Origin of the sequence: Virgibacillus byunsanensis, from assembly GCF_042675965.1 — a bacterium.
In the GTDB taxonomy this organism is placed as follows: domain Bacteria; phylum Bacillota; class Bacilli; order Bacillales; family Amphibacillaceae; genus Virgibacillus_R; species Virgibacillus_R byunsanensis.
The window spans coordinates 67,148-79,605 of record NZ_JBHTKJ010000073.1 but is presented as its reverse complement, the minus strand read 5'-3'; the positions used below and the strand labels follow the sequence as shown (position 1 = coordinate 79,605).

At 35.7% G+C, this 12,458-nt stretch carries 13 protein-coding genes; all 13 read left to right on the top strand.

Annotated elements, in window-relative coordinates:
- The first annotated feature begins 66 nt into the window (after positions 1 to 66).
- The 13 genes from ACFQ3N_RS19080 (at position 67) to ACFQ3N_RS19020 (ending at position 12,434) form a co-directional block, all read left to right on the top strand.
- Entirely contained in the window at positions 67 to 240 is a 174-nt protein-coding gene (locus tag ACFQ3N_RS19080; RefSeq protein ID WP_390364610.1) for a hypothetical protein, read from the top strand.
- A 17-nt stretch (positions 241 to 257) separates the two neighbouring features.
- Positions 258 to 632, top strand: a complete 375-nt coding sequence (locus tag ACFQ3N_RS19075) for a hypothetical protein (protein ID WP_390364608.1) — start codon at positions 258 to 260, stop codon at positions 630 to 632.
- Positions 619 to 837 carry a hypothetical protein gene (locus tag ACFQ3N_RS19070; protein WP_390364606.1) on the top strand — a complete coding sequence of 73 codons (219 nt, stop codon included), beginning with the start codon at positions 619 to 621 and terminating at the stop codon, positions 835 to 837. The genes ACFQ3N_RS19075 and ACFQ3N_RS19070 overlap by 14 nt, the downstream gene beginning before the upstream one ends.
- Before the next feature lie 217 nt (positions 838 to 1,054).
- Positions 1,055 to 2,092 carry an N-acetyl-gamma-glutamyl-phosphate reductase gene (gene argC, locus ACFQ3N_RS19065; protein ID WP_390364604.1) on the top strand — a complete coding sequence of 346 codons (1,038 nt, stop codon included), beginning with the start codon at positions 1,055 to 1,057 and terminating at the stop codon, positions 2,090 to 2,092.
- Between the two features lie 21 nt (positions 2,093 to 2,113).
- Positions 2,114 to 3,337 carry a bifunctional ornithine acetyltransferase/N-acetylglutamate synthase gene (gene argJ / locus ACFQ3N_RS19060; protein WP_390364602.1) on the top strand — a complete coding sequence of 408 codons (1,224 nt, stop codon included), beginning with the start codon at positions 2,114 to 2,116 and terminating at the stop codon, positions 3,335 to 3,337.
- On the top strand, positions 3,300 to 4,106 hold the full coding sequence (argB, locus tag ACFQ3N_RS19055; RefSeq protein WP_390364601.1) for an acetylglutamate kinase: 807 nt from the start codon (positions 3,300 to 3,302) through the stop codon (positions 4,104 to 4,106). Before argJ ends, argB begins: the two co-directional genes overlap by 38 nt.
- Positions 4,107 to 5,270 (top strand): acetylornithine transaminase, encoded by a 1,164-nt coding sequence (locus ACFQ3N_RS19050; RefSeq protein ID WP_390364599.1) that lies wholly within the window; start codon positions 4,107 to 4,109, stop codon positions 5,268 to 5,270.
- Between the two features lie 125 nt (positions 5,271 to 5,395).
- Positions 5,396 to 6,214, top strand: coding sequence for a type II pantothenate kinase (gene coaW / locus ACFQ3N_RS19045; RefSeq protein ID WP_390364597.1), 819 nt, complete (start codon positions 5,396 to 5,398; stop codon positions 6,212 to 6,214).
- Positions 6,215 to 6,457: 243 nt separating this feature from the next.
- On the top strand, positions 6,458 to 8,077 hold the full coding sequence (locus tag ACFQ3N_RS19040; RefSeq protein ID WP_390364595.1) for a PucR family transcriptional regulator: 1,620 nt from the start codon (positions 6,458 to 6,460) through the stop codon (positions 8,075 to 8,077).
- A gap of 152 nt (positions 8,078 to 8,229) precedes the next feature.
- Complete coding sequence (locus ACFQ3N_RS19035) at positions 8,230 to 9,429, top strand: M20 family metallopeptidase (protein ID WP_390364593.1); 1,200 nt, start codon at positions 8,230 to 8,232, stop codon at positions 9,427 to 9,429.
- Between the two features lie 73 nt (positions 9,430 to 9,502).
- Entirely contained in the window at positions 9,503 to 10,603 is a 1,101-nt protein-coding gene (locus ACFQ3N_RS19030) for a DctP family TRAP transporter solute-binding subunit (protein WP_390364591.1), read from the top strand.
- Positions 10,604 to 10,671: 68 nt separating this feature from the next.
- Positions 10,672 to 11,154 carry a TRAP transporter small permease gene (locus ACFQ3N_RS19025; RefSeq protein ID WP_390364589.1) on the top strand — a complete coding sequence of 161 codons (483 nt, stop codon included), beginning with the start codon at positions 10,672 to 10,674 and terminating at the stop codon, positions 11,152 to 11,154.
- Between the two features lie 5 nt (positions 11,155 to 11,159).
- The gene (locus ACFQ3N_RS19020; RefSeq protein WP_390364587.1) at positions 11,160 to 12,434 is read left to right on the top strand and encodes a TRAP transporter large permease; all 1,275 of its coding nucleotides are present in this window, start codon (positions 11,160 to 11,162) and stop codon (positions 12,432 to 12,434) included.
- The last annotated feature ends 24 nt before the right edge of the window (positions 12,435 to 12,458 follow it).

The following is a 12,458-nucleotide window of genomic DNA, read 5'->3' as shown; positions in this document are numbered from 1 at the left end:
GTGAAACTGGTTCAAGCTCCCTGACTGGGCTTGGATGGTCTGCATTTTTATTTTCAGCATTGGCCATTGTCAAAAGCAAAATTAGGCGGGATTCTTTTAATCGTTTCTGCTATTGGAGGTCTGATTAGTATTTCACTTTTCTATATAATTTCTGCTGTACTAATTGGAATAGCGGGTTTAATGGGGGTATTTAAGAAAGATAAGCCCCAAAATGCTTCAGAGGAAAAGGTTATATTATAAAAAAGGGGAGAATTATGTTGAAAACACTTTATAGTATATTAATGGCTACATTATTGGTAATGATTCTAACAGCTTGCGGTGAATCCGAGGTGCAAGGGGTTGATAACGCAAGTTCAGAAGGAAATAATGGTGCGGAAGCAACTGAAACGGATAATGCTGATGGTGAAGAGCCATCCGAAGAAGAGTCAGTGGAAGCAGAAGATAAAGTATACGGAACTGGTAAAACTGTTTCCATTGATGGTATGGAAATAACAATTGATCGTGCGTCCTGTGGAGAGCAAGGAGAATATACACCAGCGGAAAATGGAAATGTACTGCGTCTAGAAGTTAGCTTTCATAATGCTTCTGCAGAGAGTGGTTTTATAGATGATACCGAGTTTGAATGTTTATAACGCTGAAGGTACTGCGCTTGATAAGTATTTTGGAAGTGATGAAATGGATACAAACATGTTCAATTTCGATTTAAAGGAAGGTAAAAATGCTAGTGGAACGCTAGAATATGATGTGGCTGAATCAGAGTTCTTTGAAGTTTATTATGAGCCATCATTTACGTTGAAACCACAACGCAGAAATAATGTGGGAAATCCAAAGTTCTGATATTAAATAAAAAATGTTAATAAAGTGGAGCATGAGGCCAACATGGTATCATGCTCTCTTTTTTAGTTCAAAGTTAATGTAAATCCACTACTCGTGAACGATATTATTCTAATATTTTAAAAATTACCCCTTGACAGATAAACGCTTTAGGTGAATAATAGTATAAATATACATAAATATTTATTTTTATACATAAACAAGGAAGAGGTGATTCACATTGAAAATAGGAATTGTAGGGGTTACGGGATACGGTGGAATTGAACTATACCGTTTGTTAACAGCTCATCCAGATGTTGAAACAATTTCTCTATATTCCTCGTCACAAGCTGGGGGAACCATTAAAGACATATACAGTCACATGAATACAGTAACGAATCATCGATTACTAGATATTCAGCCTGAACAAATGAAGCGTGAGTTGGATGTCATTTTTCTTGCAGCACCTGCAGGAGTTTCGAGTGAGTTAACACCACAACTTTTAGGTGATAAAGCAAAAGTAATTGATTTGTCTGGAGATCTTCGTCTACACAACAGGAACACGTATTCACAATGGTATAAGAAAGAAGCAGCCCCAGATTCTGTGTTAGCACAAGCGGTGTATGGCCTTCCAGAGTGGAATAAAGAGAATATTGCCTCTGCAGATCTGATAGCCAATCCAGGTTGCTATCCAACTGCTGTTTTGCTTGGTTTAGGGCCATTAATGAGGAGCCACTCTGCTGATCCGAGCTCTATTATTATTGACGCAAAGTCAGGCGTATCAGGAGCAGGGAAGAATCCAAGTGCCATTACACATTTTGGCCATACACAAGAAAATTTTCAAATTTATAAAGTGAATGAGCATCAACATATCCCGGAAATTGAACAACAACTTACCGAGTGGAACGGTGCTGTAACACCTATTACGTTATCGACTCATTTGGTACCCATGACTAGAGGGATTATGGCGACGATGTATATGAAACTTCATGAAGAAATAACACTTCGTCAATTAGTTGAACAATACCAAGCGTATTATCAAGATCAACCGTTTGTTCGAGTTCGTGAAGAGGGAAATTTCCCTTGTACGAAAGATGTGTATGCATCCAATTACTGTGATATCTGTTTAGCATTGGATAATCGAACACGGCGGGTAACGGTAGTATCAGTAATTGATAATTTAATGAAAGGAGCAGCAAGTCAAGCTATTCAGAATATGAATTTAGTATGCGGCTTACGTGAAACAACAGGGCTGGAATATTTACCTGTTTATCCATAATAAAAGAGAGGAGGAAATGGTTTGGTTGAAACAACGAAAACGCAAGTTGAAATCGTAGAAGGAGGTACAGTTTTATCCCCCATTGGTTTTCAAGCAGCAGGTATTCATGGAAGATTGCGGAAAACGAGAAAAGACTTTGGACTATTGGTGAGCGACAAACCTGCTTCAGTTGCTGCTGTTTATACACAGAGTCATTTCCAAGCGCCTCCTCTAAAGGTCACTCAAGCAAGTATTGCCAAACAGCAAAAGCTTCAAGCAATTGTAGTTAACAGCGCTGTTGCTAATGCATGTACCGGTGAGCAAGGTCTATCGAATGCTTATAAAATGAGGGAAATGATATCAAGCCGTTTTGGATTTCCGGAAGAGTATGTTGCTGTGGCATCTACAGGTGTCATCGGAGTTCAGCTTCCAATGGACAAAATTTCTTATGGGTGTAAAACGATTGAACCAACTTCCTTTGGTGCAAGTGATTTTCAACAAGCAATTCTAACGACTGATACATGTGAAAAAGCTACCTGTTATAGGCTTACAGTTGACGGTAAAGTGGTCACAATCGGAGGCACTGCAAAAGGCTCAGGGATGATCCATCCAAATATGGCAACGATGTTAAGTTTTATTACTACTGATGCAACGATTGAATCAGAATACTTACAAGCAGCATTAAGTGTATGTGTCGATAAATCGTTTAACCAGATTACAGTGGATGGTGAAACATCGACCAATGACATGGTACTAACAATGGCAAATGGCAGTGTTGACCATAATCCACTATCTCCGGAGCATCCGGATTGGAACGTTTTTACAGAAGCACTTCAACTCGTCTGTGAAGATTTATCCAAAAAAATAGCAAAAGACGGAGAAGGCGCTACAAAGTTAATTGAAGTAAATGTGAGAGGAGCTAATAGCGTTTCAGATGCACAAATAATAGCAAAGAAAGTTGTTGGTTCAAGCCTTGTAAAGACAGCTGTTTACGGAAAGGACGCTAACTGGGGGAGAATTGTAGGAGCTATTGGGCACGCAGATGCCACGGTTCATCCAGATGATTGTGATATTTATATAGAAGGACAGCTAGTTTTCAGTAAAGGCACCCCATGTTCTTTTTCAGAGGAACAGGCAATAAAGGACTTATCGAAAGAAGAAGTCACGATTGACATTCACTTACATGAAGGTGATGGTATTGGAACGGCGTGGGGGTGCGATTTAACGTATGACTATGTCAAAATTAACGCCAGCTACCGAACCTAGTAAACCTATTATTGTGATTAAGCTTGGTGGTAGTATGATCGACCACCTTACAGATGCATTTTACAAAAGCTTTCATGATCTGCGCTTGCATTTTCACATTATTGTTGTCCATGGCGGAGGACCTTCGATTACATCCATGCTGAAGCGCCTTAATATAAAAAGTGAGTTTCATAACGGTCTCAGAAAAACAACAAAAGAGACCATGGAGGTTGTAAAAATGAGCTTGGCAGGAACAGTCAATGCGCAAATAACTTCAAGGCTTGCCGAACAACATATATATGCAATTGGATTAAAAGGTTCTGATTGTAATATGCTTACAGCTAGATTTGTTGATCAGAATAAACTTGGGTTTGTCGGTGAGGTGGTAAAAGTCGAATTGGATTTTCTCTATCGGTGTATGGAAGCAGGCTATATTCCAGTTATTGCACCACTTGGTAAGACACAGGACGGTCAAACGGTGAATATTAATGCTGATCTTGCAGCATCGGCTATTGCAAAAGGAGTCCTGGCTGAGAAATTATTATTTGTAACGGATGTACCGGGAATCTTACTTCAAGGAGATGTGGTAAACGAGACGACACCACAGGAAGTCCAAGAGCTTATTAATAATGGATCGATTCACGGTGGGATGATTCCAAAAGTCGAGTCAGCAGTATATGCATTGTCTGAGCATTTACAAGAAGTAATGATTGTCAGTGGTAAACGGGCATTAATGGAGGCAAATCGGATGACCGGAACTATAATTAGGAAAGAGAAAGGAATGTGTTGAATGAGTTTGTTTCCAACTTATAAACGATTTCCATTAACCATTGTATCTGGATCTGGCACAACGGTTATAGATAATAAAGGTAAGGAGTACTTAGATTTCGTATCAGGTATCGGTGTATGTAACTTAGGACACCGACCTCCTCACGTCCAAAAAGCGTTGGAAGAACAACTACACAATGTTTGGCATGTATCGAACTTGTACCAAATTCCCATCCAAAACGAGGCCGCCGAACTTCTTACAAGCACAACAAACCTTGACTATGTTTTCTTTTGTAATAGTGGTGCAGAAGCAAATGAAGCTGCCATTAAACTTGCGCGGAAACATACTTTTAAAGAAAAGATTCTAACGTTCAAACAATCTTTCCATGGCCGTACATTTGCAACGATGAGTGCTAGTGGTCAGGAAAAGGTTCATCAAGGATTTGGAACCTTATTGCCGACATTTGAGTATTTACCCTATAATGATACAAAAGCGGTTCAGGATGTTCAAGATGACCAGGTGGCTGCCATTATGGTGGAAGTTATCCAGGGTGAAGGTGGTGTCATCCAAGGAAATAAGGAATTTATGGAAGCAATCGAACAGAAATGTCGAGAGCTCGGTGCATTATTCATTATTGATGAAGTACAAACAGGAATCGGACGTACTGGAAAAGCGTTCGCCTATCAGCATTTTGGACTTGATCCGGATATTATAACTTCAGCAAAGGGACTAGGTAGTGGTTTTCCTGTTGGAGCTATGATTGGTAAGGAAAAGCTTGCTGAAACATTTTCTGCTGGCACACATGGGTCAACATTTGGTGGGAATCCTTTAGCCTCTGCTGCTATTAAAGCGACATTGGAAGTGATTTTTAAACCAGACTTTCTTCAATCAGTTATGGAAAAAGGGTATTTTTTCCAGGAATTGTTAAATGAAAAAATTGGTTCATTATCAGTTGTGAAAGAAATACGTGGGCACGGGCTGATGACCGGGATTGCTATTCATACAGAAGCACTTCCGGTTATTGATGAACTACGAGATCATCATTTGTTAGCGGTACCAGCTGGGCCTTTTGTGGTACGATTACTTCCACCATTAAATGTCTCTTATCAGGAAATGAAACGAGCAGTTGAAATCCTAGCAGAGGTTCTTGATCAGATCACGGACAAGACTATCAATTCAGATTAGAGTTGGTAGTCTTGTTGCATAAAACTAAAAAACTTCTATACTATTAGTAGATACGAATTGATCACTCATCTAGAGAAAATCGACTTAAATTCGTATTAATTCTAATAACTGTGAGGTCAACAAAAATGAATTCAACTAAAATAGGTATCGATGCTGGAGGTACACTAATTAAAGTAGTTTACCTAGAAAACGATACAATTTACTATGAGACATTTGCTGCACATAACTTGGAGGACGTGGTTTCATGGGTTTCTACTAGTTTCGATACCCCTGAAATATGTATCACTGGTGGGAAAAGTAAGGTGCTTGCAGGTAGATTTAAACTTTCTGTGAAAACGATCGTTGAGTTTGATGCAACAAGTAGAGGAATAGAGTTCCTAGCAAATCAACAAGGTCTTGCTTTGGGAAGCGATTTTATTTTTGCTAATATTGGTACTGGGACTTCTATTCATTATATGAATAATGGACAACAGCAACGAATCGGAGGCACTGGTGTTGGTGGTGGAACTTTACTAGGCTTGTCATATCTATTAACTGGAATGAATGACTTTAATGAGATTGTTCAACTCTCCCATACAGGTAATAGAGAATTGATCGACTTAAAAGTAAAAGATATTTTTGAAGGCGATGTTCCTCCTATTTCCGGAGATTTAACCGCTAGTAATTTTGGGAAAATAAATAACCTTTCACATGGTAAACCATCCTCATCTGACATGATTGCTTCTATTATTGGTCTTATTGGTGAAAATGTTGTTTCCATTTGTTCTCAAGTAGCGAGCGGCTATCATACAGACTCGATTGTTTACATAGGTTCGACGTTCCGTTCCAATCCGCTCCTTAAAAGAATTATTGAGGAATATACGACATTAAGAGAAAAGACTCCATTTTTCTTGGAGGATGGCGAATATAGTGGAGCAGTGGGTGCATTGTTAACACTAGATTAAGATTGGAAGGTGGTGTTTTGAGTTGTTGTTTGAAAATGATTAGTAAGTAAAGAAGGATAACACTATCAAAAAACAGAATTAATTTAATACTGAGTCAAACACCTAATTCTAATAATAGTTACTATTCAAGTTTCGCTAAATTATCTTAGTTTATTTCTATTCTTCATTTTAGTAACAAAAATTAAAATGTGACCCCGTTATGCCTAATGTTTTTAATGAATAAAATTTTTTGAGGGGGATAATATGATTGTTAAAATTAAAGATATTCTAAAAATGAGTGAAATGAAGGGAACAACCATATTAGCTGGACAAAATGGATTGGACCGCATTGTTGAGTCAACAACTGTGCTTGATGCTCCTGATGCTATCAAATGGTTAAAAGGAAAGGAGCTAGCTTTCACTTCTACATATCCATTATTAAATTCAGAAGAAAGACTAGATGTGATGATCCAAGAACTAGCTATACGAAATGTTTCAGGACTAGGCGTTAAGTTAAATCGTTATATGAAAAAGCTTCCAGATGAAATGATATCAGCAGCAAATGAATATAACTTTCCTATTATATGTTTACCGAATGAAAAAGCTTGGATTGATTTAATTACACCCATAATGTCTAAAATCCTTAAATTACGGACAAATAGACTAATTCGCTCAGAAGAGGTGAATAAATGTTTCACAAATGCACTTTTAGCTAATACCAGTGTAGAGGATATGCTTAAGCTTCTATACAAATATATAGAAAATCCCTTTTCAATATTTATATTATCTGATAATGAATTGCTGAACTATCCTAGTATGGAAGATAACCAGAATATAAAAGAAATTTTCCATCATTTTGATTATTATTTTGAAAACAAAACTAAAGTAATAAATAGTAAGCATAATATATTTAGGCTATATTTTGATCATATTACTTATATTATTTTTCCTCTTGAAAACAATTTAAAACAAGGTAAATATATCATTATCGAAGAATTTCTCAGAAAATTAAACTTGGAAGATATTGATTGTCTACTACATGCAAAAAACGCATTTCTTATCAAAGATCTAAACCAAAAATCTGAAAGAGAATTTAAAAAGAAAGATATGGATGGATTAATATCGCTGTTAGTATTTCACAAAGAAAATAATGACATACTCCAAATTCAACGAAAAGCTTGGGAGTTGGGGATTGAACTTCAGGACAAGTATTCTCTTATAGTAAGTACTACATCCGATAATAAGTCTTCTAAAAGGATATATGAAATTGTTGATCATTTTGACAAGATAAAACCAAAAGAACATATTATGATTGGTTTAGATAAACAGAACCAATTAATTATTCTACTTCCTATTCAAATTGAGGAAGAGAATGATGACTATAAAAAAGAAATAAATAATCTGTTACATGAAATATCCTCTCAACATGATAATATATCTCTAATTTCAGGAATAAGTCAGATTCACGATATTCAATCATTATCTTTGGCATATAATCAATCTATAAAGTCACTAGAATATGCAATTGACTTCATGGTAACTAAAAGTCATAATCAGTTTTATGACGATTTAGGTATCTACCGCCTCTTCTCAAACCCAATAATGCAAGATGAAGTTCAGAAATTTGTTTATGAACTGTTAACGCCATTAATTGAATATGACAATGAACATCGAAGCGATTTAATACATACTTTACAGATCTTCCTTCATAATAGAGGTAATTATCGTAAAACAGCTAAAGAAATGTTTGTTCATCATAACACAATTAGGTATCGCTTAAACACTATTAATGAATTGATAAAAAGTGATATTCATGAGTACCATACACAGTTACAGTTTAGTATCGCTCTCTTACTTTACCCCCAAAAAGATGATGACTCCTGACACTATGTGTACATGTAATCCAGCGCTTTGTAACAACCATACAAAATTATAGAAGAAAATCTATTTTAATGGTCAATAGTATTATTGTTAAAATTTTGCTAATATTATAAATAATATAAGTAGACTAAATAATCAATCAAAGGCGGATGAACATGATTAATGTAGAGAATTTAAACCTAGAAATTATAAGGCAGTGGATTCAAAAGCATAAACCAATTGAATTATTACAAGAGGCTATCCAATGCGATAGTGTTAATCCACCAGGGAATGTAATGGACTTTGTAAAAATAATACAAAGAACACTTTATTATTATGGAATAGAAACAGAGATTTATAGAAGTAACTTAGAGAAGGCAAATATAGTTGCAAAAGTTAAAGGTAAACATAAAGGCAAACGACTAATATTTAGTGGACATTTAGATACAGTTCCAATTGGTGAGAAAACTTGGGATCATTCGCCTTTTTCAGGGCACATTGAGAACGGAAAAATATATGGTAGAGGGTCTAGTGATATGAAAAGCGGACTAGTTGCTTTTATATATGCGATGATCTTTCTTAAATCTACACAAGCTTTATCAACAGGTGAATTAGTATTTATTGCAACCTTTGATGAAGAGACAGGAAGTTTAGGCGCGCAACAAATGATTAAAGAAGAACAGATCAATGAATTTGATGCGATGATTATTGGTGAGCCAACTGATAATGAAATTGTTACTTCTCATAAAGGTGCGCTATGGGTTAAAGTAGATAGTTTTGGAAAAACCGCACATGGGTCAATGCCAGAATCAGGTGTAAATGCCATAAACGGAATGAAGTCTTTCATCGATGATATTAGTGGAATTTCTCTTTTTAAAGACAATATTGATCAAGACATACTGACAAAGTCTACGATGGCTGTAACAATGATTGAAGGTGGAAGTAACTATAACGTTATACCGGATTACTGTACCTCAACGATTGATTTTCGTACAACACCAGATAAAAAAAACAGCGATATTTTAAACGCATTACATACTTATATATCGAACACAAGTAAAAAAGAAGATACCCCACATATTTCAATTAAACCAATTGTTAATTTAGCACCATTAAACACATTAGATAATACTGAAATAGTGAAAGTGACTAAGGATACTTTTTTTGAAATATACAATATTAATAAAATTACAAAGAGAATGAATTATTTTACAGATGGATCTGTGTTTTCTTCAATTTCTAGAAATATCATTATTCTTGGTCCAGGTGAACCTAGTCAAGCACACCAACCAAACGAATATGTAAATATTAAAAAGTTTAATCAGTCTATAGAATTATATATATCTATTGCAAAGAATTATTTAAAGTCAAGTTAGATACCTAAGGAGGCTTGGTAAGAATAACTTTTATTATTTAAGTTTCAAAAAAAACTGAACGAGGGGGATTAAAATGAAAATGAAAAATTCTAGATTATTATTTATTTCAACTCTACTATTGTTTTTTGGTGTAGCATTAATATTGGCTGGATGTGGATCTGAAGAAACGGAGGGAACAAATTCATCAAATGAATCTGAGGATTCCGGTGCCGAGAAAGAGGCCATAGATAGTAGTACAAATGTTGATACTGAAAAGGATCAGGAACAGTATGTACTAAAAGTTGGTCATGTTTTTGATACTAGTCATGCTTGGAATATTGCATTGGAAGGGTTGGCTGAAGATGTAGCGGAAGCAACAGATGGAAATGTAGAGATTCAAGTATACCCAAGTTCTCAATTAGGTGGGGATCGAGATGTGGCAGAAGGTTTACAATTAGGTACTGTTGAAATGGGGCTTTTTGGAACTGGAGCTTTACAATCTCTTGACAAGCGTATGATTGTTGAGGAGCTCCCATACGCATGGCCTACTAGAGAGCACGCATATGCAGCTGTAGATGGTGAATTAGGAGATGCATTGGCTGATGTACTTTTAGAATATGATATAGGAACACTAAGTTGGTGGGAAAGTGGTTATCGTCATATTACGAATTCGGTAACACCAATTAATTCCCCAAGCGATTTAGAAGGGATTAAATTGCGAGTACCAGAGGCGGAATTAAGAGTAGATACTTTTGAGGAGTTAGGTGCACTACCTACGCCAATGGCATTCTCAGAAGTATTCTATGGACTGCAACAAAATGTAGTACATGGTCAGGAAAATCCATTAGCAACTATTTATACCTCAAAGTTCCATGAAGTACAAGATCATTTAGCACTTTCTGGACATATATGGGGATCTGCGGTTCTAACTATATCTCAACAAACTATGAATGATCTCCCAAGTGAGTATCAAGAAATTCTTATTGAAAAAGCAGAAGTTTGGAAAGAGAAAGAACGCAAAATGATTCAGGAAAGTGATGAAGAAATGCTTGTAAAACTTAAAGAAGAAGGAATGCAGGTCACAGAACCGGATATTAAAGCATTTCAAGAAAAAGTTTCAGTTATTTGGGATCAATATGAAGATGAGTATGGAAAAGAGTTAGTAGATATTGTGAGAAAGTATTCTGAACAATAAATCATTTTATTGTAGATTCCCCATCTAATGATGGGGATCTACACATATTATTGTAAAGGAGTCTCAATGTGAGCAAGGTAAATAAAATTATTCTTAATATTATAAAGTGGATTATTGCTATTATGTTTATTCTATTAACACTTGTTATTTTTGTCCAAATAATTTCAAGATATTTTTTTGAATTTCCACTTGCATGGAGTGAAGAATTAGCTTTAACGTTAATGGTTTGGATAACATTCCTTGGGTCAGCTGTTGTTCTAGAAACTCATGATCATATTACAATAGATTTTCTAGTTGAGAAATTATCAGAACGAATGAAATCTTTGTTACGCTTAATTAACTTTGTTTTACTCTTTGCGCTATTTAGTATATTCGTCTTTGGTGGATGGATAATGATTGAAACTACGAAAAATTCTATAACACCAGGTATGCAAATATCTTCAGCTTGGCTATATGGCGGTGTTTTTACAGGGGGTATTTTACTCTCTATCACTACTCTTCGGCACTTTGTTTCAGAACTTAAAAGATTCGTTTCAATTTCAAAGGGGTGATTCCAATGATGAGTTTAACTCTATTCGGATTATTATTGTTGTTTATATTATTGAATATTCCTATTGCGTTTGCTATTGGACTATCATCCCTAGTGTATGTCTTAGTCAATGACATGAGTTTAGCACTTGTAGCTCAACGGGCGACTATGGGGGTATATTCTTACCCTTTTTTAGCACTTCCGCTATTCGTCTTTGCAGGGGTATTGATGGAACAAGGAGGTATTACTAGGCGATTAATGAGATTTGCTAATGCCTTAATAGGTCACATTAGAGGTGGACTTGCCTCTGTTACGGTTGTTAGTAGTGCACTATTTGGAACAATGTCAGGTTCTGCGCTTGGTGTAACAGCGGCAATAGGATCCATATTAATTCCACAAATGAAAAAATATAATTATCCTTCTCCATTTTCTGCAGCGCTACAAGGGTGTAGTGGTATTTTAGGGTCACTAATTCCACCTAGTTTGACCATGGTAATATTGGGAGCTACAGGTGGTATTTCTATAGGTGGGTTATTAATTGGTGGGTTGATTCCAGGAATTATTTTAACAGTATTACTTGTGATTGTATCTGTTATTATTAGTCGACGTCAGGGATTTGGTAAAGGGGAAAAAGCACCTTTCAGTGAGTTAACAATTTCATTTATTCATTCAATTCCGCCATTATTACTACCGGTAATTATATTAGGAGGGATACTAGGTGGAGTTGTGACTGTAACTGAAGCTGCAGTATTAGCAGTAATTTATGCATTTTTGTTATCTGTTGTTGTTTATAGAGAGTTACCTATAAAAAAAATTCCTCAGACTACGGTACAGGTTACTTTAATTTCGGTTCCAGTACTCATTATCATTGGTATTTCAAACTTATTTGGATGGATAATTACCATAGAACAGGTACCTCAGCATATAACATCCTTTTTTGTTAACGTTGCTCCAAATGAATGGGTTTTCTTGATCTTAATTAGTGCCTTTCTCTTATTCCTAGGTACATTCATGGAGAGTAATGCACTAATTATTATTTTAATACCTATACTAATGCCTGTTGTCATGCATTATGGTATAGACCCAATTCATTTTGGTGTGTTATTTGTAGTTAATTTATGCATAGGTTCAAATACCCCTCCACTTGGGGTTACTCTTATGACAGCATCTAAAATTGGTGGAGTAAATATAATGGAATCTTCAAAAGCAGTCATACCATTTTTAATTGCCATGGTAATTGTGCTGATTTTAACTATATTTATTCCACAATTATCAACGTTTTTGCCTCAGCTATTTTATTAATGTTAACCCATCATAAAAGGAGGA

Excerpts from the sequence above, each read along its gene's own strand:
- argB (WP_390364601.1), top strand. The coding sequence starts at position 3,300 with ATGACTATGTCAAAATTAACGCCAGCTACCGAACCTAGTAAACCTATT.
- ACFQ3N_RS19050 (WP_390364599.1), top strand. The coding sequence starts at position 4,107 with ATGAGTTTGTTTCCAACTTATAAACGATTTCCATTAACCATTGTATCT.
- coaW (WP_390364597.1), top strand. The coding sequence starts at position 5,396 with ATGAATTCAACTAAAATAGGTATCGATGCTGGAGGTACACTAATTAAA.
- ACFQ3N_RS19040 (WP_390364595.1), top strand. The coding sequence starts at position 6,458 with ATGATTGTTAAAATTAAAGATATTCTAAAAATGAGTGAAATGAAGGGA.
- ACFQ3N_RS19035 (WP_390364593.1), top strand. The coding sequence starts at position 8,230 with ATGATTAATGTAGAGAATTTAAACCTAGAAATTATAAGGCAGTGGATT.
- ACFQ3N_RS19030 (WP_390364591.1), top strand. The coding sequence starts at position 9,503 with ATGAAAATGAAAAATTCTAGATTATTATTTATTTCAACTCTACTATTG.
- ACFQ3N_RS19020 (WP_390364587.1), top strand. The coding sequence starts at position 11,160 with ATGATGAGTTTAACTCTATTCGGATTATTATTGTTGTTTATATTATTG.